Origin of the sequence: Shewanella sp. SG41-3 (assembly GCF_014164545.1) — a bacterium.
Lineage (GTDB): Bacteria > Pseudomonadota > Gammaproteobacteria > Enterobacterales > Shewanellaceae > Shewanella > Shewanella vesiculosa.
This window is the reverse complement of record NZ_JACJFJ010000003.1, coordinates 331,812-354,141: the sequence shown is the minus strand read 5'-3', so window position 1 is coordinate 354,141 and position 22,330 is coordinate 331,812. Positions and strand designations below refer to the sequence as shown.

Sequence of the window (22,330 nt, the reverse complement as noted above, 5' to 3'; positions counted from 1 at the left end):
ATGACGAATTTAACTTCAAAAACAGCGCTAATTATTGGCGGTACGAGTGGTATTGGTTTTGAAACGGCTAAGCAATTAGTCACTCAAGGTATTGATACCATTATTGTGGGTAACAAGGCTGATAAGCTTAATGCGGCAGTGGCGCAGCTATCATCATTAGGACATGTTAGCGGATTTCAAGCTAATTTATACGACGCAGAAGACTTAGCGCGTTTGCTCAAGATGATCGACGCAACTGATCATCATATTGCACACTTAGTGAATGCCGCTGGATACTTTAATCCTAAGCCATTTTTAGAGCATCAAGTGAGTGATTACGATATTTATATGGAACTTAACAAAGCGATTTTTGTTATTTCCCAAGCCGCTGCTAAAAACATGGTTAAACATGGCGGTGGCAGCATAGTGAATATTGGGTCTATGTGGGCTAAACAAGCCATCAAAGCCACACCATCAAGTGCCTATTCTATGGCTAAAGCAGGTTTACATGCGTTAACTCAACACATGGCAATGGAACTGGCAGACAGTCATATTCGAGTTAATGCAGTATCGCCAGCGGTTGTAAGCACGCCAATTTATGAAGCATTTATTGAACCGCAAGATATGACCGGTGTGCTTGAAAGCTTTAATGCATTTCATCCTATCGGCAGAGTGGGCAGTCCGACCGATGTTGCTAATAGCATAGTGTTTTTGTTATCAGAGCAAGCATCTTGGGTGACCGGAGCCGTGTGGGATATTGATGGCGGCGTAATGGCTGGCCGTAACTAGTTATACTTCAAAAGGCCAATGCAGTCGCCATGGTCGTTACTGTTTGGCTATCGTCCTAATATCTAACCCAGTGTTGAGTATCCGACGATTAAGTTGTCGCGATGCGCTAATGCGCAGGTTGGGGTATTAATGTTCGATGTTAGTTGGCAAGGGGCGATCTGGTTCGCCCTTTGTTAGCAGAGGTCATCTTTTGAGGCTGATTAGATTAAATCACATTTAATAAGCGTTAATATTTCATTCTATAAATCACTCTGACACGTTAAGCTATGCACAAATAAGTGATGTGAGCAGCGTGATGAAGTTAGTTAACATAGATAAAAGCCGATACCGTTCAGTTAACAATCAAGTGCAAATCGGCTTAGTGGCAACACTGGCTATTTTATCTTTGGTGTTTGGGCAACTGATGATTTATTTCTTTGGCGTTAAACAGCTCGCGGGTGTTGAGTCGACGGGCAATTTCCATCTGAACTTTACCGGTTTTATTTTAGCGATAATGGCGTGTAGTTTATTAGTTCGCAATTTACGTCATAAGCCAAGGTTTTATGAAGTGTATTACGTGTGGCAGTTAAAGCAGCTACAAAACAAAATTTTCCGTAAACTAAAATCAGTACAACAAGCCGCCAAAGATAATAATCGCGATGCGTTAGTGATACTGAGTTTCTATTATCAAAGTTTATCGTTAGTTTATAACTTAGATAACAACACCTTAACTATATCAAACGTCAATAATGAATTGGATAAACTCCAACAGTGTATTGATGCTGCTGGATATTCAATTGATGTAGAAGAGTTTACTCCCGGGATGTTGCAAGCTTTTTAGTACCCTCTATTTTTACCTACAATAAGGAGCCATGATGTCAATATTGGCAGATATTCCTTTTTCATTACTCGAACTTGCGCCGATGCGCGAAGATTCCACCATATCAGACACTTTACAAGGCAGTTTGCGTTATGCCCAACACGCCGAAAGCCTTGGTGTTAATCGTTTTTGGTTAGCAGAGCACCACAATATGCCGGGCATTATTTGTTCGGCTACTTCGATTTTAATAGGTTACATTGCCGGCGGTACCAAGCACATTCGTGTTGGTGCTGGTGGTATTATGTTGCCCAATCATCCTCCTTTAGTGGTAGCAGAGCAGTTTGGCACTTTGGCTAGCTTGTATCCGGGACGAATTGATTTAGGCCTGGGCCGCGCACCAGGCAGTGATCCGGTGACCAGTTTAGCGCTTAATCGTGATAATCAAAGGGCAGAGCATTTTCCTGATGAAGTGAGCGAGTTGCAGTCGTTACTCGGCCCAAGTCAACAGCGTGAAAGCCGTCACGATAAAGCAGTGCGGGCGATCCCTGGAGAGGATACCAATGTGCCGATTTGGTTATTAGGCTCTAGCTTATTCAGTGCTAAATTAGCCGCTCAGCGTGGTTTGCCTTATGTGTTTGCAGGCCACTTCGCACCACGTTTTCTGTCTGATGCCATAGCGCTTTATCGACGAGAATTTACTCCTTCTTCAGTATTGGATAAACCTTATGTGATGGTGGGTTTGCCTTTAGTGGCCGCGCCTACCGATGCTGAGGCTCAGCATCTTAGTACGACCTCTAAACAACGTATTTTAGCATTAATTCGTGGTCAAGAGATGTGGCTTAAGCCACCAATCGACAGCATGGATGGTTTATGGAGCGAACAAGAAAAAAACTATGTTGATAGCTTTTTAAGTTTGTCTATTTGCGGTGGACCCGCAACCATTAAACATCGTCTAGAAGTGTTTGTTGAACAGCTTGGTATTGATGAGTTGATGTTTACTAATGATTTGTATGACAGCGAGCATCGTTTACGTGCCCTGGATATTTTAATGAGTGTGAAACAATAAAATAGTTTGAATCACATCCCGTAAAGATGGATTAAAGCGCTCACAGCTTGTGAGCGCTTTTTTTATGTCATGACAAATCAGTGTTCATTAATAAAGTGGGCGCGAATGATTTCTAATATGGCTATTTGGGTTGCCTTGCCATGTTGATTGAATTGATTCATATTAAGTTAATCAATGACTACACGGAATGTTGCCAATGTTGAGCGTTAAGCGTTTATGCAACCCGAAGCTTGCCTTATTATTCTGTACTGTTTTACTTAGCGCTTGCTCTGTCCATTCAAAAAATAGCCAACACGCTTCTGATTTACCACAGTTTAATCAAGCACTGATCCATTCCACTGCTACTGAAAATGTCCCTGAGATTGCTAGTCTGACGTATCTGTCTGAAGCACAGCGACAAGAATTAGCTGCATTTATTGCCAAAGATAATATTAAAGCACTGCCCAATCGCTTAAAAGTGTCTGAGTTCATTAAGCATAAAATGACTAATTTTAATTATGAAGGCAAAAATTATACCAGTACTGAGTCATGGAAGAATCAATCTGGTAATTGTATGGCATTGGCATTATTGACCTATTCAGTTGCAAAAGAATTGAATGTATATCCGGTGTTTCAAGTGGTTCATGCTGCGCCAATATTGACCAATATTACTTCAGATATTCTTGTCACCTCAGACCATGTGCGCACGTTTTTGTATGACGAGAAACCAAGTGGGCATTTTTTTAGTGGCGGTACTGCTACTGTGATTGATTATTTTCCGGATCGTTTTGATCGCACTGGTGCCATCGTCTCTGAATCTGAATTTTTAGCGATGTTTTATCGTAATTTAGCGGCCGATGCCATGCTAGCAAAACAGTATGAATTTGCTTTTATATTACTTGAGCGAGGGTTAATGCTAGCGCCAGATTATGATGCTTTGATCAATATGATGGCCATTACTCATCGGCGCTTAGGCGACGAACAGACAGCTGAAAAACTCTACCTGCATGCCCTTGATATTAAGCCGAATTCCTTGGCAGTATTAAGTAATTATCGCCTATTACTGGAATTACAAAATAGAGTTGTAGCAGCAAAAAAGATCGACCAATACTTGTTGTCGCTTGAGTCGAGTAACCCATATAGCTACTACAGTTTGGGTATTGAGGCATTGGAGTTCAAAGATTATCAAACCACAGTCACTTTCCTAGAAAAGTTTATCGATAACGCGCCTTATTTCCATCCGGCTTATTTTGCGCTAGCCAGAGCTCAATTGGGCCTAGGCAATACAGAAAAGGCTCAGAAAATATTAAAAAAAGCGATAGAACTGACTGATATGCCAGACAGTAAAAAGCATTATTTAGCCAAATTAGATATGTTAAACAATGTGTCTGATTAGCTTTTTGACGCTTCATACCACAGTAGCTTACAAGCATGACAACCTTTGACATTAACATAAAAAAACCAAGACAGATGTCTTGGTTTTTTTATGTTTAAATCAGTGAAACTAATTTATAACAGCTTAAATAGCTTGGCCATTTACGGTTAACTTTACATCAATATTGCCACGTACTGCGTTTGAGTATGGGCAAACTTGGTGCGCTGTTTTAACTAACTGTTCAGCTTCTGCTTGGTCTAAATCAAGTTCAACGGCTAGTGCCACTGTCAATGCAAAGCCACCATTATCATTGGCGCCAATACCGACCGTCGCTGTGGTTGGAGCTGCCTTGATAGCCACTTTAGTTTGGCCAGCGACATGCAAAATTGCGTTAGAAAAACACGCTGCATAACCTGAAGCAAATAACTGTTCTGGGTTAGTAAACTCACCACTACCACCCATTTCTTTTGGGTAGCTTAATTGTAAATCGACTTTTTTGTCGTCGGTAGAAACTTGGCCATTACGACCTGCAAGAGCTGTAGCTGAAGTTGTGTATAACGCTTTCATAATAGACCTCATAAAGTAGTTAAAGATATTGTTGTATCAATTCTGTTGATTGCCCTGGCTGATATCTAAATTGTGTAGATAGCTCATCATTAACTGGTTAACGATATTAGGTTGTGTGCAATCTAATTGTGTTCACTATAGGCCTAGTTTTTTACTTTTGCAACTACATTGTGTGCAATTTAATTTTCTATTATGTCTGCCTATCACGATTTGATTGGCGTAAAGAGTATTTTCATTGCGGTATCAATTTGATTAGCTTGTCATTCTTCTGTCACCTTTATGTCATCATTTGCTTTCACAATAGCATCTCATTAGACCTCTTAGGCGATGCTAAGCATCGCCATATAACAGCTAACGATAAAAAGGATAGGCTATGAAACGGTTTGTAAATCGTCGAGATTTTCTGGCAATGTCAGCCAAAGGCGTAGGCGCGGTAGTCGTGTCGTATGGATTAATGGGCTGCGGTAGTGATGATGACGATGCAGTATCGGCTCAGTTTTTACAAGGTGTTGCCAGTGGCGATCCCGCCACCGATGCGGTGATTTTATGGACCCGTGTTACGCCTGATGTTGACGCTGAGGTTACCGTTTCATGGGAGGTTGCCACCGACAGTAAGTTTACTCAGTTAGTCACTAACGGCCAAATGACAACGACTAAAGACCGTGATTATACCGTTAAAGTTGACGCGGTCGGACTTGAAGCGGGACAGCAGTATTTTTATCGTTTTAAAGCTGGCGATACAGTGTCAGAAATTGGCCAAACGCGCACCTTACCAGAGGGCAGTGTTGCATCGGTAAAGCTAGCGGTAATGTCATGTGCTAACTTCCCCGCGGGTTACTTTAATGTGTACGAAATGGCGGCGCAGCAAGATGATTTAGACGCTGTGGTGCATTTAGGTGATTATTTATATGAATACGCTCGTGGTGAATATGCTAGTGAGCATGCCGTTGAGCTAGGTCGTGAAGTTCTGCCTGCCGGTGAGTTATTTCTACTAGAAGATTATCGCACCCGTTACAGCCAATATCGTAGTGACGCCAGTTTACAAAAACTGCATGCTAAAGTGCCATTTATCACAGTGTGGGACGACCACGAAGTCGCTAACGATACTTGGAAAGACGGCGCCGAAAATCATAACGATGGCGAAGGTGATTTTGATCTGCGTAAACAAGCCGCACTGCAAGCGTACTTTGAATGGCTGCCTATTCGACCATGGAGTGAAGGTAACCATGAGGAAATTTACAGAAGTTTCAATTTCGGTAATTTGGTTGATTTGCACATGCTCGATACTCGGGTATTGGCTCGTGATAAGCAATTAGAATATAGCCAATACATTGATGCCACGACAGGGGCATTTAACAGTGCCACATTTTTAACTGATGTGACGGATACTAACCGTACTTTGCTAGGCCAAACACAGCTTTTGTGGTTACAGCAAACCTTATTGCAGTCTACTGCTAAGTGGCAAGTATTGGGTCAACAAGTGTTAATGGCTAAGATGTTAATGCCAGCCGCTATTGCAACTCAACAAATGAGTATTCCGCAGTTTGCTGAGTTAGCAGGAATCGCGCAATTAGCCGGTCGCGCTCAAGCAAGTGACCCAACATTAACCGCAGAAGAATTAGCGTATTTGCAAGCTAACCAAGCTAGGTTAACTCCAGAGGTTATGGCTCTGCTTCAATTACCTGCTATTCCATATAATTTAGATGCTTGGGATGGTTATGCTTACGAGCGTGAAGTGATTTTAGCAACCGCGAAATCGTTAAATCACAACTTGGTGGTTATTGCTGGTGATACCCACAATGCATGGGCGAGTGAATTAACTGACAGTGGCGGGGATGTCGTAGGAATAGAATTTGCCACCAGTTCGGTATCTTCTCCTGGGCTTGAGTATTATTTGGGATTGTCAGATGCTGAAATGCCGTCAACAGAAGCCGCCATTGTGAGTTTGATTGCCGATCTTAAATATGCCAATTTAAAAGACCGCGGTTATTTATTGCTGAGCTTTACGCAAGATGAAGTGCGCAGTGATTGGCAGTATGTAGATACTATTTTAGATAAAACCTTTGCTCGTTTAGAAGCGCGTGGCTTCAGCGCCACCAGCACAGCAGGTAATCCTAAAGTGACTGCGGTGTAATAATGCTTGGATAATGGTCGCAATTTAGGCCGTGGCCATTTACGCCTATTTACTCACCGATAAGCGCTCATTTATATGAGAGATAACATTCAGCCACCTTTAGGTGGCTGAATGCATTATCCATAAAGCAGATAACGAAAATTAATTTATCGTCAAGGCGACGATTTTTAATGGATGATTGTCATCAAAGGCGGGGAAGTCAGGGTGACAGTGAAGCCACTGGCTGCTAGTGACTGTGCGGCCTTGTTTTTCAACACAACGCACTAAGCTGTCGTACCATGCTTGGCGATCCACTTTAGCGACATTATTACAGCAAACTATAGTGCCACCGGCTTTAGTTGTCAGCACTGCTGGCTTAAATAGGCCTTGGTAATCATTGACCAGATCGACTATACCAAAAGCACTCTTGGCAAAACGCGGGGGATCTAAAAACACTAAATCAAATTGAGTCGCGCGCAGTTTTGGGTATTTTGGCAGTTTTTGATTACGACGTCCGCCGATAGGTAAACCGGCTAATTGACGCAGTGCCGGAAACGCATCACTTTGGACAAACTCACACACATCAGTGACATTATTTAACTCGGCATTTTTTTGCCCAGCAGCCAATGCAAACGATGAGAAGTCGACATTCATGACGCGTCGCGCGCCGCCCATTGCCGCAGCAATACCAATGCCACACGTATATGAAAACAGATTTAATACGGTTTTATCTTGGCTATTGTTGCGAACAAATTCGCGGCCAATGCGCATGTCTAAAAACAGTAGTGGGTCTTGACCTTCATGACGTAATTTAGAGGTAAAGGCTATACCATTTTCATGGATAACTTGGGGTGATTGTGAGTAATCTTGGGCTTCATTTTCGCTATGGTTAGCAATGCGAGAATGGCTGCCTGAGCGATCGTTATATACGATATGGAAATCAGCATGGGCGCTAAGGATGCTTGATATGTCTTCAAGTTGTTGCGCCGTTAGCGTTTGGTGAAAGGTTTGGATTAACCATGCATCGCCGTAGCGGTCGATGTTTAAGCCATTTTCACCTTCAACAGTGCCATGAAAAACGCGATAACAATCGGTCTTATCGTGGGACGCTTGCTCAAAAAAAGCACTTCGTTTGGCTAGCGCATCGGCTAAAACAGCTTGAATAGACATGGGGGCTCGTTAAATGGTGTGGCAATTGGCGCGGATTATAGCAAACATTCCCATTTAGTGAACTTACGGCAGAGACTATTCCTCAGGCAGGTATACCTTAAAGGTTTTGTCGGCAATGATTTTGCCATTGAGGGTTAATGTCATGCGCCAGTTACCAAGTTTGTTGTTAACCGGCGCCCAGATGCAATCACCCAGATAAAAGCGCCAATCATTTTCCTTGATAAACACTTCACCCTCAAACGGTGGGCGAATGTTACCGTCATCGTCAGGAATGTCAGGATGATAAATACAGTAAGTTAGTATCTGGTTTTTGGCTTTTTTGATGCGAGTGATAAAGCCAAATTCAGTATCGATAAGGGCGGGCACATGGACCGTTGCCTGTAACAAGCGCGGTAGCTCGTCACTACTATTGTCCCACTGGCTAAAAATCCCACTGTAAATAATACTGACATCCGCTTTTAATTTACTCAAGCGCTACCCTTATTCACTCTAGTGTTGATCATTTAAGTGTTTAATTGCCGCTTGTAACGCGAATTCATAACCTTGTGCGCCTAAGCCACAAATCACGCCCAGGGCTTTGTCAGAAAAGTACGAATGGTGTCTAAATGGCTCACGGGCATGTACGTTGGATAAATGCACTTCAATAAATGGAATAGCCACGCCGAGTATCGCATCGCGCAGAGCAACACTGGTGTGAGTAAAAGCAGCAGGATTGATAATAATAAATTGTGCATCAGTTGCATGAATCGCATCAATAAGCTGGTACTCAGCATTGGACTGAATATGTTCAAGTTGAACGCCAGCTAGGGCCGCATTTTTGCTTAACTCGTCAACAATAGTTGTCAGGGTTTGGTGACCGTAATGCCCCGGTTCGCGACGGCCAAGTAGATTTAAATTAGGACCGTTGATCAATAAAATTTTTAGGGTTTGGCTCATAATGGTTCCTGTAAACATCGCAAAGTAAGTCGATTTAATCTGCAGCACAAAAGCGGTTAACAAGCATTCTTACCGAAGACGGTTATTAGGTAAACCAAAAAATGCTCAACTCGCGCATAAGGTTAAACGATTGAGCGATGGAAGAGACACTTTTTATTAATAGTCAGATTTATTTTGGCGCATTGCCTTAGTGGCACCGCGTTGTTTCTTTGTTTCAATACGTCGTTTTTGACTGCCTTTTGTTGCCCTGGTAGGGATACGAGCTTTTTGCACAATACCCACGCTTTTTACCAGTTCAATAAACTGTTCTAATGCCGTTTGACGGTTAAAATCTTGGCTGCGTGATTGCTGGCACTTTATAATGATCTTACCGCTTTTAGTTATGCGATGGTCGGCTTTTTCGAGCAGTTTTTGTTGATAAAACTCAGGTAAAGACGATGAGGCAATATCAAAGGTGAGTTGAGCGGCGGTAGAGACTTTATTAATGTGCTGGCCACCCGCACCGCTTGAGCGGACAAATTGCCATTCAATTTCGTTGTCTTGCAATATGACTCGTTGAGTAATTTGTATCATTCGGGTGTGGTCGTCCCCTTAAATTGATTATCGATAAACCTATTCTTATACTTAATATTTCAAAAGTACGAGGGTTTATTTTATGTGGTATTGGCCTATTCTACCGTAATTGGACAAACTTTTCAGTGTTGTCATTGGACCATCTCTAGTCTGATCAGTTGGCTCGGAGCAACTAAAATTCTGATTGGCCTCTGAGTTATTACATATTTAATGAAATGAATAGAATAGTTTTGCTATTATTAGCGCCATTGTGGCTTTACACGATTACATCACCGTATAAAGTCTGTTCTATGGCCTGATTACAAGGCTGGAGTTGCCGTTATGTTGTGTCAAATTCCCGATATTTCCAAGGGTGTGATTAGTTTATTTGTCAGTGGCCGTTTATCGGCACAAGATTATCGTACCCGTTTACAACCTGCCATTAAGAGTTACCGTAAAGATTGGAATCAAGTGTGTCTGTATATTGAAGCTGATGTATTACTCGAAGGCTGGGAATTTGGTTCATTAACCGGCAGTGGTGAAGTGCAGTTACCTGAGTTTGATGCGCTAGTGTTTGTCGGTGGCCCTGATTGGGTGGGTAATTCGGTTAGGTTGATGGGGCCATTTATGCAAGGCGAAGTAGCATGGTTCCCATTAGAGCGTAAGCAAGATGCTGTCTCTTGGATTGCCAAACGTTCTGCGTGCTAGAAGCCGTGTGGTAGCAGCTTTTATATTGCTAACGATTATTTATGGCGAAAATGACTCATCATAAGCGTTAGCTAGTAGCAAATTATCAGCAACTGTTGCAAAATTCATCTTTAAAGGTCAGTAGGCCTTAGTATTAATCGATTACTCTAGAACAGGATTACTTATGTCATTATCAAAGCTTTTTGCCGTATCAAGTGCGTTATTGTTAACGCTTAGTTTAACGGCATGCGCCCCTGAAGTGGGTAGTGAAGCATGGTGTAAGCAAATGAAAGAAAAACAAAGTGGTGATTGGACTGCTAATGAAGCTGCCGATTATGCCAAGCACTGCGTATTTAAATAATATTGTTTAGGAGTGGGTGGTTGAGTTATCGCGTTTTGCCTTTTATGGCTAGTATAGCCAAATTACTGATTGCCATTGTGCTACTTCAATTTGTAGGCGCCAACATGGGCGCGCATCAGTTGCATGCGGGCAACAGTAACGAAGAGCAAAATAACCACCCACATCTGCAATTTACCACCGAAGTGATTACCCTTGCTGAATGTGTCGACTGTGCCTGTGCGCTCGACGGCTTAGGTATTCATTCTGTTAATGATGATCATCAGCATGCTGCCAGTAGTACCGATATTGAGCGCGTTGATGTGTGCTTAGATTGCCAGTGTCATGGCGGTCATGTGGCACTTGCTATGCTTAGCGATAATATCACCCATGAGCATTTTCATGATGCTTATGCCAATGTTAGCCTGCACTACTTAGCTCCAGAATCTTTTCCGACTTATCGTCCTCCGATAGCTTAATCCTGTTAAACAGCTTTTTATTGTTTAGATCTGCACCTTGATCTGCTCACATTGCGTAAATGAGTGCTACTTTTTTGCATTTTATTTTAACGTTATCTGACGCTTATTAAGGCTGGTGGCTAAACCGATTATCGTTGATTCCTTCTGGGGTTGTCGACGGTCTAGATTGTTTTTAGGATTGACCATGAAAACCAAATTAGTAGCGCTTTTATCTTTATTGGCAGGATTAAATGCCAAATTTACCGTACCTCATCTCAAGAGTCGTGTCGTTATCATTGCTCATTCAACAGCATGGATAAATAGCCAGAGGGGGCTATTGCTCTGTTCTGGGTTATTGACATCATTATTCTTATTATCGAGCTTGCCTGTTCAGGCAAGCAATGAATCTACAGCAACTGACCACCAAGAGTTATTGTTAAGCTTAAATACTGAGCAAAGACAGTTAGCCGGAATTGAAGTGTCTGAATTGAGCCTACAAGCGTTTAATTTACAGGCGGTCGCGACCGCGCAATTAATCGTCGATAAAGACAAAACCATTACCATAGCCCCGCAATTAGACATGCAGATCCTCAAGCGTCATGTAGTGCCCGGAGAGCAGGTCACCCAGGGGCAGCCGTTGTTAACCATTGGTGGTGCTGACATTGCTGCTGCCCAAGCCGATTACATTAATGCCGCCACTGAATGGGATCGGATCAAGCGCATGACCCCAGGCACCATCAGTGCCAGTCAGCGGATGCAAATCGAAGTGAATGCCGAGTTAAAGCGAGCTATTTTACAAGCCATCATGATGACACCCGCGCAAATTAAAGCCTTAGCTAAATCACCGAGTTCGATTGGCCAGTTCCAGTTATTAGCACCTATCAATGGGCGAGTTCAACAAGATGTCGCGACGTTAGGCCAGGTACTCGATGCGGGTACGCCTTTAATGCAACTCACCGATGAGTCGTATTTATGGGTGCAGGCCGAGCTTACGCCTCTACAAGCGGATCAAGTGGATATGGGCCGCAATGTGTTAGTGCGTGTCGGTGATCGTACTCGTGACGGCATTATTATTGGTCGTTCCCATGAAATTAGTGCGCAAACCCGTACCGAGCAAGTGTTGGTGAGAATGGCAAATCCAGGCCATGAATTACATGCAGGAGAGTTTGCCGAATTGTACCTAGCGGAAGATAAGCAGGTGAAATCGGTTGGCTTTATTGTGCCTGATGCTGCGTTAACTCGCAGTGGTGATGGCGACTGGCAAGTGTTTATTGAGCAGGAGGGGAAGTTCAGTGCAGTCGAGGTGACTGTGGTTGAGCGTCAACGCGGGTTGAGTTTTATTCGCGGTTTAACACCGAAAACTCGGGTAGTTATTTCAGGGGCTTTTTTCTTAGCATCTGAGCAAGCCAAAGCTGGTTTTGACATCCACAATCACTAAGCGCTAGGACATCATCATGTTATATAAATTAATTGAGATTGCCGTTGAAAAGCGGTTATTGGTTTTACTTAGCTTGCTCGCAGCGGTTGTGGCTTCAATATTCATGCTGCCAAAACTAAATTTAGATGCGTTTCCAGATGTGACTAATGTGCAAGTGACCATTAACACAGAAGCTGAAGGTTTGGCTGCCGAAGAAGTTGAAAAACTGATTAGTTATCCGGTCGAGTCGGCTATGTATGCCTTACCCGCGGTGACTGAAGTGCGTTCATTATCGCGCACTGGTTTGTCGTTGGTGACAGTGGTATTTGCCGAGGGAACCGATATTTACTTTGCCCGTCAGCAAGTGTTTGAACAACTACAAGCTGCCAAAGAGTCGATTCCTGCGGGTGTTGGCACTCCTGAAATAGGCCCAAACACCTCAGGTTTAGGGCAAATTTATCAATACATTTTACGGGCTGAACCTGAAACCCATATCAGCGCATCTGAGCTGCGTAGCTTAAATGATTACTTAGTTAAGCTGATATTAATGCCAGTAAGCGGTGTGACCGAAGTATTGTCATTTGGCGGCGAGGTGCTGCAATACCAAGTGCAAGTTGACCCTAATAAACTGCGCAGTTATGGCTTGTCGCTGACCCAAGTTAGCCAAGCATTGGAAAGTAATAATCGTAACGCAGGCGGTTGGTTTATGGACCAAGGCCAAGAGCAACTAGTGGTCCGTGGTTATGGTTTATTGCCCGCAGGCGATGCTGGCTTACAAGCCATTGCCGACATTCCGTTAACCGAAATCAATGGCACGCCCATTCGAGTGGCCGACATTGCTAACGTGGCATTTGGTAGTGAAATAAGAGTCGGTGCAGTGACCATGTCGCGTAGGCAAGCTGCTGATAATAACTCGTCATCTGATGTACAAGCACTGGGTGAAGTTGTTGCTGGTGTCGTGCTTAAACGCATGGGAGCCAATACCAAAGCCACCATTGATGACATCAATTCACGTATTAGTTTGATTGAGCAATCCTTACCAAAAGGAGTGTCATTTGAGGTGTTTTATGACCAAGCCGATTTGGTCGAGCAAGCGGTGACCACAGTCGTTGAAGCGTTATTAATGGCCTTTGGGTTTATCGTGATTATTCTGGCGTTGTTTTTGGTCAACATCCGCGCCACCTTATTGGTATTGCTGTCGATCCCAGTGTCGATCGGGATCGCGTTATTGATCATGTCTTATTATGGTATGTCGGCTAACTTAATGTCCTTGGGTGGTCTGGCGGTCGCAATAGGTATGCTCGTTGATGGCTCGGTGGTGATGGTTGAGAACATCTTCAAGCATGTTAGCGCTGAAACGGGCGCCAACCCAAATGCTGCTGTGCATCTTGATGGTGATCATCATGCTACTCGTAAAAGTGACTCTGATGCCCAAACCCAAAGTATGGCGATTAGGGTCATGCTGGCGGCCAAAGAAGTGTGCAGCCCTATCTTCTTTGCGACAGCGATTATCATCGTGGTGTTTATGCCGTTATTTGCCCTTGAAGGTGTAGAAGGTAAGTTATTTCAGCCGATGGCGATTAGCATTATTTTAGCCATGATGGCGGCATTGGTGGTGGCATTATTTGCAGTACCCGCATTAGCGGTATTCTTGTTCAAACGCGGTGTTGTGGTGCGTCAAAGTAAAGTGCTGGCACCCATTGATGCGGTTTATCGCCGTATTTTGACACTGGTATTATCAAGCCCTAAATCGGTGATGTTAGCCGCTGTAGTGTTGTTTATCTCAAGCATGTTGTTATTGCCAAAGTTAGGCACTGAATTTGTGCCAGAACTCGAAGAAGGCACCATTAACTTACGCGTCACACTGGCACCGACAGCAAGCTTGGCCACTTCTATTAACGTCGCGCCTAAAATTGAAGCCATGCTGCTGGAGTTTCCAGAGGTGGAATATGCCTTAAGTCGCATTGGCGCACCAGAGCTTGGCGGCGACCCCGAACCTGTGAGTAATATTGAAATCTATATTGGTCTTAAGCCGATAGAGCAATGGACATCGGCAAGTAACCGCTTTGAGCTTCAGCGCTTAATGGAGCAAAGATTAGCGATATTCCCGGGATTATTGCTGACCTTCTCACAACCCATTGCGACTCGAGTGGATGAGCTATTATCAGGGGTTAAAGCGCAGTTAGCGATTAAGATATTTGGCCCAGATTTGAGCATATTATCGGAAAAAGGTCAGGTACTAACAGACTTAGTCGCAGCCATTCCTGGGGCGGTTGATGTATCGTTAGAACAAGTCAGCGGTGAAGCTCAGTTAGTGGTTCGGCCTAAACGTGAAGTACTGGCACGTTATGGGATCAGCGTTGATGAAGTGATGAGTTTAGTCACTCAAGGTATTGGTGGTGCCAGCGCTGGTCAGGTGATTGACGGTAACGCCCGTTATGACATTAACCTGCGATTAGCCGCGCAATATCGTAATGCGCCTGATGCAATTGAAGATTTGCTCCTCAGTGGCGCCAATGGTGCGATTGTTCGCTTGGGCGATCTCGCTGATGTGGTGATTGAAATGGCGCCGCCGAATATTCGTCGTGACGATGTACAGCGCCGCGTGGTGGTGCAAGCCAACGTGTCGGGGCGTGATATGGGCTCGGTGGTCAATGATATTTATGCCATAGTGCCGCAAGCTGAATTACCTGCTGGCTATACTGTGGTGGTGGGCGGCCAATATGAAAACCAGCAACGAGCGCAACAAAAGCTAATGTTAGTGGTGCCCATTTCTATCGCACTGATTGGCCTATTGCTGTATTTCTCGTTTGGTTCAGTCAAACAAGTGGCCTTGATTATGGCTAATGTGCCATTGGCATTAATCGGCGGCGTAGTGGCTTTATATGCTACTGGCACCTATTTATCTGTGCCCAGCTCCATTGGCTTTATCACCTTGTTTGGTGTTGCGGTGTTAAATGGTGTGGTGCTGGTGGACTCAATTAACCAGCGCAGACAATCATCAACTGAAAGCCTATACGACAGTGTTTATCAAGGTACAGTAGGGCGTTTACGTCCGGTGTTAATGACGGCACTCACCTCTGCATTAGGGCTGATCCCTATTTTGTTATCGTCTGGCGTGGGCAGTGAAATTCAACAGCCGTTAGCTGTCGTGATCATCGGCGGTTTGTTTAGCTCAACCGCCTTGACGTTATTAGTGTTGCCTACGGTTTATCAATGGTTGTATCGCGATAAACTATCATTGTCATAAAGCCTATTCGCTAAATAATACTTCAATCTTAAGCCTAATCATCTGATTAGGCTTTTTCATTTTTATGAGTAAATCATGTAAAAAACTGCTTGCTTATTTAAGATTACAGTTGTAATTTAAATAAATAGATTACGTCTGTAATCCTTTTTTGTCCTCACAAGTTTTAACAACAAATGAGCGGTATAGCATGAAAGAGATCAGCAATAGTGAATTAGTGGTGTTGCAGCAGCTTTGGCAACAGTCGCCATTAACCTCGAGCGAAGTGGTTGATGCCTTAGCACAAAGCCATGACATGCATGAGAAAACGGTGAAAACCTTGCTTAATCGTTTAGTTAAAAAACAAGCCGTCAGTTTTGAAAAACAGGGGCGGGTTTACCATTATTCACCGTTAATCGCTGAGCAGGACTATACCGTTAAAGAGTCGCTTTCTTTTGTGGATCGCATGTTTGCCGGCAAGTTAACCCCACTGGTTGCCGGATTTGCGCAGAAAAACAAACTGTCGGCAGAAGATGTCGCCGACCTGCAAACTTTACTCGATGATTGGCAAAAGGAACAAAAGTGATGATCAATTGGTTTATGGAACAAACCCTTTCACTGAGTATGGTGTGTTTGGCAATACTGCTATTACATCGGTTTTTATTGTCTAAGCTTGGCGCGCACTATACCTATTTTATGTGGATATCAGTGCCGCTATTTGTTTTTGCCGATTTACTGCAAATGATATTACCACAGCACTTTAGCTGGTTTGGCAGCGGTAATAGCGTCTCAGTCATCGAGCAATATTATGTGTTGGCTAACGATACTGTTGCCTTGTCGGCAGGTTTACTTGATCAACGCTATTTGCCTTATCTCTACGCCGCAGTGGTTGCCTTATTAGTGATTAATATCGTAATGGAATACGCCAATCTGCAACGGTTAATTAATGATGCAAAACCGCTAGAGGTAAGCTCTAGCAAGCTTAAGGTGCTGGTTCATTCTCAGATTGAATCACCTATGTTAGCGGGATTTTTCACCCCCAGTATTTTAGTCCCTCATAGCTTTATGCAACTCGATGATAGCCAGCAGCAAGCCATTATTCAGCACGAGATGTATCACTATCAACGTGGTGATTTGTGGATGAATATATTGGCTTATGGCTTAACCGTGTTGTTTTGGTTCAATCCCTTGATGTGGCTCAGCTACCGCCGATTTAGACAAGATCAAGAATTGTCATGTGATGCGCAAGTGACCGCCGACATGAAAACCCAAGCTAAAATTGCCTATAGCAAAACACTATTGGCCTATTCACAGCATGCACCTTTGAGCATGCTACACACCCCTTATGGGGACAAAACTATCTTAAAAGAGAGGATCTTACAGATGAAAAAGCAACATGGAAAAAGCACCCTAGCATTGATTGGAATGACCTTGGTTATTGGTATGAGTGCCTTTATGTTTAATCAGCAGGCATTGGCAGGTGACAATCTTAAGGCTAAAACCAACACTGATGCTATGGCAATGCCAGTAATCAGAATTGAGCCTAGCTATCCCATAGATGCCGCTAAAGAAGGGCTCAACGGCTATGTGCAAATGATATTTGATATTAGCCCAGCAGGAAAAGTGAGTAATGTTAGGGTAATGAAGTCAGCGCCAAAACAAATGTTCGACGCATCGGCAGTTGAGGCGCTTGAACAGTGGCAGTATCAAACTTCAGCAGATGGTTTTAAAGACGTACAAGTACAGTTAGATTATGTGATCCATCAGCCTGAAAAATCAGTGGAGAGAATCACAGTAAATTAGGGTTTAGTCATATCGCCAATATTGAAAATGATTCAATGCCTCATTGCTATGGGGCATTGAATCATTTTTAAACCTGAGGCGGTTTGGGCTTTAATTTGAGTCCCAGTTTATTGGCAAGTGGTTCGATGGCTGCGCCTTGAACAATGACCGATATCAGCACAATAAAAAACACCATGTGGATCATTTCTCGCGAACCTTCAACACCTGCCGCAGCGGGGATCAGCGCAAATACAATTGGCGTAGCGCCTTTTAGACCTATCATAGAGACAAACAAACGCTTGCGCCAAGTTGCTTGCCTAAAGGGCAGATAACACAATTGCACCGCTAATGGCCGTGCCACCAGAATAAGCAAGATAGCAGGCAGTAAAGACACCATAAACACAGGTAATAACTGCTGCGGGAATATTTGTAAGCCCAAAATAATAAACATTAATGATTGCGCTAACCAAGAAATCCCATTAAAAAAATGCTTACTGACTTCAGCACCTTTCTTTAAATAGTTACCAATAATCACTCCGGTAATGTAAACCGCAATCAGTTCGTTACCGCCTAATATTTCGGTACCAGATACTGTGATGGCAAAAGTCGCCAAAATAAATACAGGAATAAGTCCAAATTCAGGTAGTTTGATACGATTCAATGTCCAAACGGTTATTTTACCCATCAATAGGCCAATAATTGCCCCAACACCAATTTGTTGTCCTAGGTTTAATAGTATCGATATTGTTGTCGGAGCGCCGTTAGTACTATTGATAATGTAGTCGGTTAGCATGATAACCATCAGCAAGGCGACCGGGTCATTAGTGGCCGATTCGAATTCTAAAATAGTGCCGGTGCCGTGTTTTAATTTAAGTTTTTTGGATTCTAAAATAGAAAATACGGCTGCAGCATCAGTCGATGACACTACCGCCGCAAATAACATGCAAGTAATGAGGTTAAAGTCGAGTAAGGCATTCAGGATAAAGCCAAAAATGATTGTCGTGAAGATGACGCCGGCAGTGGACAGCATGCCGCCTTCTTTCCAAGAAAATTGAATATTTTTCATTGGTGTATTCAGCCCGCCCACAAATACTATGGTGTTTAATGCGAGAGTGCCAATCAACGAGGTCAGTTGCAGATCATCGTATACAAAACCAAATTCCCCATTACCAAAGGCAAGTCCTACACCCATGAAAATTAAGAGTGAGGGTAGGCCTAATGTCTTAGAAGGGTGATGGAGCAAAATGCCAATAGCAATAAGAATAGAGATCCCTAAAATAATGATATCAGATGGCATATAGGCACTCCTTGGCTAATTTAAACGTTATTAAATGGCTATTTTAACATTAAATTAGCCCAAACTTGCTTTATGAGTATTTATTAATAGTTATTAATATTAATTTATAACTCATCAGTGATTTGCACCAACTAGCATGCGTTCAGGTATCAGAGTTTATAAATAGCGGCTATGAGCCACTCTACTTTAGCTTTCATCATAATTGATAGATCTTTTTTCCTGCTAAACAATATTAGTTTGCCACATTTTCATTACATTATTTGGTGCTAATATCTGCATATATAAGTGCATTGTGGAGACATCATGGCGATATTAATTAGTGTTTGGGGTGTTATCATCAGTTGTGTTGGGCTGTTTATGTTACTTAAGCCACAAGGTTTTGCTGATGCTATTGTTCTATTTAGTCGCCAAAGGTATTTTCATGCTGTCGAAATCATTTCTCGGTTAATGATTGGCGCAGCATTGTTACTCGATGCGGATAATACTTCATTCCCGCTAGTGTTTGAGGTGATAGCTAACTTGCTGTTTATCATTGCAGTTTTTTTAGTTTTTATGACTGAGAAATATCATAAGATGTTTGCTTTATGGGCCGGTACACATTGTATTAGTTGGTTCAGACCTGCTGGTGTAAGTGCGCTGATATTTGGCTTATGGGCAGTATATGTCAGCATCAATTAACCACTCTTATTTGTTATGCAAACAGTTGCTAAGTTATTTTTTTGTCTTTTTTGTTAATTTTTTTCGCAAGTAAAATTCCTCCTAAGCCGCAGCACCATTGAACTTGAATATTTCTGAAATGTTAATGAAATGTGAGTGTAATATTTAAGCAGTCTCTTTGTCATTTTTGCAGGTTAGTTTGTCATCCAGCCAACTTACTCACATGCTTACATCCGTCTCCGGAGATGATAATGGAACTGAAAAATCTTTTTAAACTGACTGCACTTTCTACTGCTCTTGCTGCAACATTAGGGCTCGCTGGTTGTGGTGGCGATATTAATATCAATACAGGTAGTGATGTTGTTACCCCTACCACACCAACAACGCCAACTACTCCAACTCAGACAGCTCAAGAAAAATCATACAGTGGCTTTGCAACTAAAAGCACCACAATGACTGCTGTTGATGGAAAAGAAGTTTGGGTATTAAAAGGAACATTAGCGCCTTCAACCGCCGCATCAACCGTGACTACTGGTGGCCAAGATGGCGACAAAATTGTACTAGGTAATGATGTTGTTTGGCAGCTAGATGGTGCTGTCATCGCCGGTGGCGATAACGCCAATTCGGTTGAGTTATCTATTTTGCCCGGCACTAAAATACTCGGTGGTAGCGATTCTTATTTAGTGATCAGCCGTGGTTCAAAAATCATTGCCGACGGTACAGCAACTGCGCCAATCGTATTTACTTCAGTTGAAACCGCTTTAGGGCAAGAGGGTAAAGCGGGTCAGTGGGGTGGCTTAGTGTTACTTGGTAATGCACCGGTAAACACATGTCCTGATTTAACCAATTGTTCAGCGTCTTTTGAAGTGGGTAACCATAGCTACGGCGGCAACGATACTGAAGATAATTCTGGCTCAATCAAGTATGTACGCGTTGAGTTTGGTGGTTTCAAAATTAACGACACACAAGAAATGAACGGCATCAGTTTTGCTGCTGTAGGTGCGGGTACTGAAGTTGATCACGTACAAGTGCACATGAATAACGATGATGGTTTTGAATTTTGGGGCGGCAATGTTTCCGTTACCAATATCGTACTAACAGAAAACTTTGATGACTCGTTAGATTGGACTAACGGTTGGCAAGGTAGCGCACAACACGTTTATATTCGTCAAGCTGATAACGGTTCTAACCGTGGTATTGAAGCCGACAGTAACAGCGACGCAAGCGCATTACCTATGTCGAAACCAACACTCGCCAACTTCACTATCCAAGTCGCTAACGGCACTAACAGTGGCGGTGACGATGCAGAAGGCATTTTGTTCCGTAAAGGCACAGGTGTTAATGCTTATAACATGCTCGTTAAAGGTGATGTTGATTCGGGCGAATGTTTAGAAGTTAACGATGACGACACAGTAAACAATGCCAATACTGCAGAATTAATCATGCAGAACAGTTTAATTGACTGTGTTGAGCCGTTTAAAAATGCTAAGGCAGATGCAGCAGAAGGTCGTACATTGGCATTAGATGTTGAAGCATGGTTTAACGACCAAGACGGTAACTTAGTTGCTGCAGCAGATTTAACTGACTATATGCCTAATTCATCATCGGTAGCCTTAACCGGTGGTAAAGCTGACTTAAGCAACCTTGATTCTCGCTTAGTGAATGCCCAGTATATTGGTGCATTTGACGGCACAAATGATTGGACGACTGGTTGGACTACAGCAATCCATGATGATGCGACGCCAACACCAACTGAGCTGCCGGTGTTAACTTCTTGTCCTGTTGGCACCACAGCTTCAGCTGCGACAGCGGGTTTATATAAAGATGCATCAGTGACGCTTATTTGTACCCTAGAAGGGAATGTTCTGAGTAACACAACCTTACTTGCTGGTCAGAACGTGATGTACAAAATTGATGGCGGCGCTGTTCTTGTCGGGGCAGATAAAACCACATCGGCAACATTAGCAATTCAAGCGGGTGTTAAATTATTCGCGACATCTAACAGCTATATTGCCATTAGCCGTGGTTCTAAAATTATGGCTCAAGGTAGTGCTACTCACCCAATCGAAATGACGTCTGAAGAAGATGTTATTGCCGGTGCCACTGGTGAGCGCGGACAATGGGGTGGATTAGTTATCTTAGGTAACGGTTTAACAAATACCTGCCCAGATAAAACGGCTTGTGATGCATCGTTTGAAGTCGGTGACTTCCCATATGGTGGTAACGACAACGCAGATAACAGCGGACAAATCAGTTACGTAGTAGTTAAGTATGCTGGCTTTAAAGTCAATGATACTCAAGAAATGAACGGTATCTCATTTGCGGCAGTAGGCAGCGGAACTCAAGTAGACCATATTCAAATTCACGCTAACGGCGACGATGGCGTTGAGTTTTGGGGCGGTGCTGTAAACTTGAAATATGTCTACTTAACAGCCAACTTCGATGACAGCTTAGACTGGACCAATGGTTGGACGGGTAAAGCACAGTTTGTCTACATCACTCATGAAGACGGCAATGCAAACCGCGGTATTGAAGCTGATAGCAGCAGTACTGGTGCAGCAGCGACCCCTGTTTCTGCCCCTAAGTTAGCTAACTTCACTATTCTACCCGGTACAGATACTGCAAACGCTAGCGGTGACAACGGCGAAGGTATCTTACTTCGAGTGGGAACAGCAGGTGAGTTATACAACGTACTTGTGCAAGGCCGCAAAGGTAGTACTGCTGACACTGAGTCTGGTGAGTGTTTAGAGCTAGATGGTTCAGTATCAAGCTTGGTTGATAACGTGAATAACAACACCTTAGTGATGTCTCATTCAATTATCGATTGTAATGAGCCATTCAAGACTTCAGGTACTACCGCGATTAATACTGAAACCTGGTTCTTGGGTCAACAAGGTAACTCTGCAACGGCAGTGACTATCACTGACGGCATGCCAGCAGCAACCGATACAACACTACTTGGTAAAGGTAAAGATTTAAGTACAGATGATAGCTTCTTCGAATCAACCAACTTTATTGGTGCATTCGATGGCCAGAATGACTGGCGTCAAGGTTGGGCTTACTTTCCACAGTAATCACCTTTGATGAACTAAATCTGTGACCTATTAATAGCCGCTCGCAAGGGCGGCTATCTCTGAACCGCAT

20 protein-coding genes are annotated in these 22,330 nt (G+C 43.2%); 14 read left to right on the top strand and 6 right to left on the bottom strand.

Translation table 11 applies throughout. The annotated features are described in order from the left end of the window. The 4 genes from H5164_RS07590 (at window position 1) to H5164_RS07575 (ending at window position 4,008) form a co-directional block, all read left to right on the top strand. Window positions 1–768, top strand: coding sequence for an SDR family NAD(P)-dependent oxidoreductase (locus tag H5164_RS07590; protein ID WP_124015187.1), 768 nt, complete (start codon window positions 1–3; stop codon window positions 766–768). A 295-nt stretch (window positions 769–1,063) separates the two neighbouring features. Continuing rightward, window positions 1,064–1,588 carry a DUF3087 domain-containing protein gene (locus H5164_RS07585; protein WP_124015186.1) on the top strand — a complete coding sequence of 175 codons (525 nt, stop codon included), beginning with the start codon at window positions 1,064–1,066 and terminating at the stop codon, window positions 1,586–1,588. 34 nt (window positions 1,589–1,622) lie between these two features. Then, window positions 1,623–2,633 carry an LLM class flavin-dependent oxidoreductase gene (locus tag H5164_RS07580; RefSeq protein ID WP_182755439.1) on the top strand — a complete coding sequence of 337 codons (1,011 nt, stop codon included), beginning with the start codon at window positions 1,623–1,625 and terminating at the stop codon, window positions 2,631–2,633. A 196-nt stretch (window positions 2,634–2,829) separates the two neighbouring features. After that, window positions 2,830–4,008: a tetratricopeptide repeat protein gene (locus H5164_RS07575; protein ID WP_182755437.1), complete on the top strand. Its 1,179-nt coding sequence runs from the start codon at window positions 2,830–2,832 to the stop codon at window positions 4,006–4,008. A 123-nt stretch (window positions 4,009–4,131) separates the two neighbouring features. On the opposite strand, the gene H5164_RS07570 is transcribed toward H5164_RS07575, so the two are convergent. Continuing rightward, window positions 4,132–4,554, bottom strand: coding sequence for an organic hydroperoxide resistance protein (locus tag H5164_RS07570; RefSeq protein ID WP_182696790.1), 423 nt, complete (start codon window positions 4,552–4,554; stop codon window positions 4,132–4,134). A gap of 373 nt (window positions 4,555–4,927) precedes the next feature. On the opposite strand from H5164_RS07570, the gene H5164_RS07565 reads away from it, so the two are divergent. Continuing rightward, window positions 4,928–6,688 (top strand): alkaline phosphatase, encoded by a 1,761-nt coding sequence (locus H5164_RS07565; RefSeq protein ID WP_182696789.1) that lies wholly within the window; start codon window positions 4,928–4,930, stop codon window positions 6,686–6,688. A 141-nt stretch (window positions 6,689–6,829) separates the two neighbouring features. Here H5164_RS07565 and H5164_RS07560 read toward each other — a convergent pair whose 3' ends face one another. The 4 genes from H5164_RS07560 to arfB form a co-directional block, all read right to left on the bottom strand. Beyond that, window positions 6,830–7,837: a class I SAM-dependent rRNA methyltransferase gene (locus H5164_RS07560; protein ID WP_182696788.1), complete on the bottom strand. Its 1,008-nt coding sequence runs from the start codon at window positions 7,835–7,837 to the stop codon at window positions 6,830–6,832. A 75-nt stretch (window positions 7,838–7,912) separates the two neighbouring features. Continuing rightward, window positions 7,913–8,308: a DUF3859 domain-containing protein gene (locus H5164_RS07555; RefSeq protein WP_182741209.1), complete on the bottom strand. Its 396-nt coding sequence runs from the start codon at window positions 8,306–8,308 to the stop codon at window positions 7,913–7,915. 18 nt (window positions 8,309–8,326) lie between these two features. After that, window positions 8,327–8,773, bottom strand: a complete 447-nt coding sequence (gene aroQ, locus H5164_RS07550) for a type II 3-dehydroquinate dehydratase (protein WP_182723575.1) — start codon at window positions 8,771–8,773, stop codon at window positions 8,327–8,329. Between the two features lie 156 nt (window positions 8,774–8,929). Beyond that, window positions 8,930–9,346, bottom strand: a complete 417-nt coding sequence (gene arfB / locus H5164_RS07545; protein WP_124015178.1) for an alternative ribosome rescue aminoacyl-tRNA hydrolase ArfB — start codon at window positions 9,344–9,346, stop codon at window positions 8,930–8,932. Window positions 9,347–9,667: 321 nt separating this feature from the next. On the opposite strand from arfB, the gene H5164_RS07540 reads away from it, so the two are divergent. From H5164_RS07540 to H5164_RS07510, 7 genes are all read left to right on the top strand, one after another. After that, a complete protein-coding gene (locus H5164_RS07540) occupies window positions 9,668–10,033 on the top strand; it encodes an STAS/SEC14 domain-containing protein (protein ID WP_124015177.1) in 366 nt (121 codons plus the stop codon). Between the two features lie 163 nt (window positions 10,034–10,196). Continuing rightward, the gene (locus tag H5164_RS07535; RefSeq protein WP_082707351.1) at window positions 10,197–10,373 is read left to right on the top strand and encodes a DUF3012 domain-containing protein; all 177 of its coding nucleotides are present in this window, start codon (window positions 10,197–10,199) and stop codon (window positions 10,371–10,373) included. Window positions 10,374–10,417: 44 nt separating this feature from the next. Further along, window positions 10,418–10,828 (top strand): hypothetical protein, encoded by a 411-nt coding sequence (locus H5164_RS07530; protein WP_182755630.1) that lies wholly within the window; start codon window positions 10,418–10,420, stop codon window positions 10,826–10,828. 184 nt (window positions 10,829–11,012) lie between these two features. Beyond that, window positions 11,013–12,245: an efflux RND transporter periplasmic adaptor subunit gene (locus H5164_RS07525; protein WP_182755435.1), complete on the top strand. Its 1,233-nt coding sequence runs from the start codon at window positions 11,013–11,015 to the stop codon at window positions 12,243–12,245. Window positions 12,246–12,261: 16 nt separating this feature from the next. Beyond that, a complete protein-coding gene (locus tag H5164_RS07520) occupies window positions 12,262–15,474 on the top strand; it encodes an efflux RND transporter permease subunit (protein WP_182755433.1) in 3,213 nt (1,070 codons plus the stop codon). A gap of 187 nt (window positions 15,475–15,661) precedes the next feature. Further along, window positions 15,662–16,036 carry a BlaI/MecI/CopY family transcriptional regulator gene (locus H5164_RS07515; protein WP_124015175.1) on the top strand — a complete coding sequence of 125 codons (375 nt, stop codon included), beginning with the start codon at window positions 15,662–15,664 and terminating at the stop codon, window positions 16,034–16,036. Then, complete coding sequence (locus H5164_RS07510) at window positions 16,036–17,253, top strand: M56 family metallopeptidase (RefSeq protein ID WP_182755432.1); 1,218 nt, start codon at window positions 16,036–16,038, stop codon at window positions 17,251–17,253. The genes H5164_RS07515 and H5164_RS07510 overlap by 1 nt, the downstream gene beginning before the upstream one ends. Window positions 17,254–17,320: 67 nt before the next feature. Here H5164_RS07510 and H5164_RS07505 read toward each other — a convergent pair whose 3' ends face one another. Continuing rightward, window positions 17,321–18,529, bottom strand: a complete 1,209-nt coding sequence (locus H5164_RS07505; protein WP_124015173.1) for a potassium/proton antiporter — start codon at window positions 18,527–18,529, stop codon at window positions 17,321–17,323. A gap of 303 nt (window positions 18,530–18,832) precedes the next feature. Between H5164_RS07505 and H5164_RS07500 the strand changes: the two genes are divergently transcribed. Both H5164_RS07500 and H5164_RS07495 read left to right on the top strand, forming a co-directional pair. Next, window positions 18,833–19,207 carry a hypothetical protein gene (locus H5164_RS07500; RefSeq protein ID WP_124015172.1) on the top strand — a complete coding sequence of 125 codons (375 nt, stop codon included), beginning with the start codon at window positions 18,833–18,835 and terminating at the stop codon, window positions 19,205–19,207. Between the two features lie 230 nt (window positions 19,208–19,437). Continuing rightward, on the top strand, window positions 19,438–22,260 hold the full coding sequence (locus H5164_RS07495; RefSeq protein WP_182755430.1) for a hypothetical protein: 2,823 nt from the start codon (window positions 19,438–19,440) through the stop codon (window positions 22,258–22,260). Window positions 22,261–22,330: the final 70 nt, after the last annotated feature.

Bases quoted from the DNA above. Each gene is read 5' to 3' on its own strand.
- H5164_RS07590 (WP_124015187.1), top strand. From the start codon at position 1: ATGACGAATTTAACTTCAAAAACAGCGCTAATTATTGGCGGTACGAGT.
- H5164_RS07585 (WP_124015186.1), top strand. From the start codon at position 1,064: ATGAAGTTAGTTAACATAGATAAAAGCCGATACCGTTCAGTTAACAAT.
- H5164_RS07580 (WP_182755439.1), top strand. From the start codon at position 1,623: ATGTCAATATTGGCAGATATTCCTTTTTCATTACTCGAACTTGCGCCG.
- H5164_RS07575 (WP_182755437.1), top strand. From the start codon at position 2,830: ATGTTGAGCGTTAAGCGTTTATGCAACCCGAAGCTTGCCTTATTATTC.
- H5164_RS07570 (WP_182696790.1), bottom strand. From the start codon at position 4,554: ATGAAAGCGTTATACACAACTTCAGCTACAGCTCTTGCAGGTCGTAAT.
- H5164_RS07565 (WP_182696789.1), top strand. From the start codon at position 4,928: ATGAAACGGTTTGTAAATCGTCGAGATTTTCTGGCAATGTCAGCCAAA.
- H5164_RS07560 (WP_182696788.1), bottom strand. From the start codon at position 7,837: ATGTCTATTCAAGCTGTTTTAGCCGATGCGCTAGCCAAACGAAGTGCT.
- aroQ (WP_182723575.1), bottom strand. From the start codon at position 8,773: ATGAGCCAAACCCTAAAAATTTTATTGATCAACGGTCCTAATTTAAAT.
- arfB (WP_124015178.1), bottom strand. From the start codon at position 9,346: ATGATACAAATTACTCAACGAGTCATATTGCAAGACAACGAAATTGAA.
- H5164_RS07540 (WP_124015177.1), top strand. From the start codon at position 9,668: ATGTTGTGTCAAATTCCCGATATTTCCAAGGGTGTGATTAGTTTATTT.
- H5164_RS07535 (WP_082707351.1), top strand. From the start codon at position 10,197: ATGTCATTATCAAAGCTTTTTGCCGTATCAAGTGCGTTATTGTTAACG.
- H5164_RS07530 (WP_182755630.1), top strand. From the start codon at position 10,418: ATGGCTAGTATAGCCAAATTACTGATTGCCATTGTGCTACTTCAATTT.
- H5164_RS07525 (WP_182755435.1), top strand. From the start codon at position 11,013: ATGAAAACCAAATTAGTAGCGCTTTTATCTTTATTGGCAGGATTAAAT.
- H5164_RS07520 (WP_182755433.1), top strand. From the start codon at position 12,262: ATGTTATATAAATTAATTGAGATTGCCGTTGAAAAGCGGTTATTGGTT.
- H5164_RS07515 (WP_124015175.1), top strand. From the start codon at position 15,662: ATGAAAGAGATCAGCAATAGTGAATTAGTGGTGTTGCAGCAGCTTTGG.
- H5164_RS07510 (WP_182755432.1), top strand. From the start codon at position 16,036: ATGATCAATTGGTTTATGGAACAAACCCTTTCACTGAGTATGGTGTGT.
- H5164_RS07505 (WP_124015173.1), bottom strand. From the start codon at position 18,529: ATGCCATCTGATATCATTATTTTAGGGATCTCTATTCTTATTGCTATT.
- H5164_RS07500 (WP_124015172.1), top strand. From the start codon at position 18,833: ATGGCGATATTAATTAGTGTTTGGGGTGTTATCATCAGTTGTGTTGGG.
- H5164_RS07495 (WP_182755430.1), top strand. From the start codon at position 19,438: ATGGAACTGAAAAATCTTTTTAAACTGACTGCACTTTCTACTGCTCTT.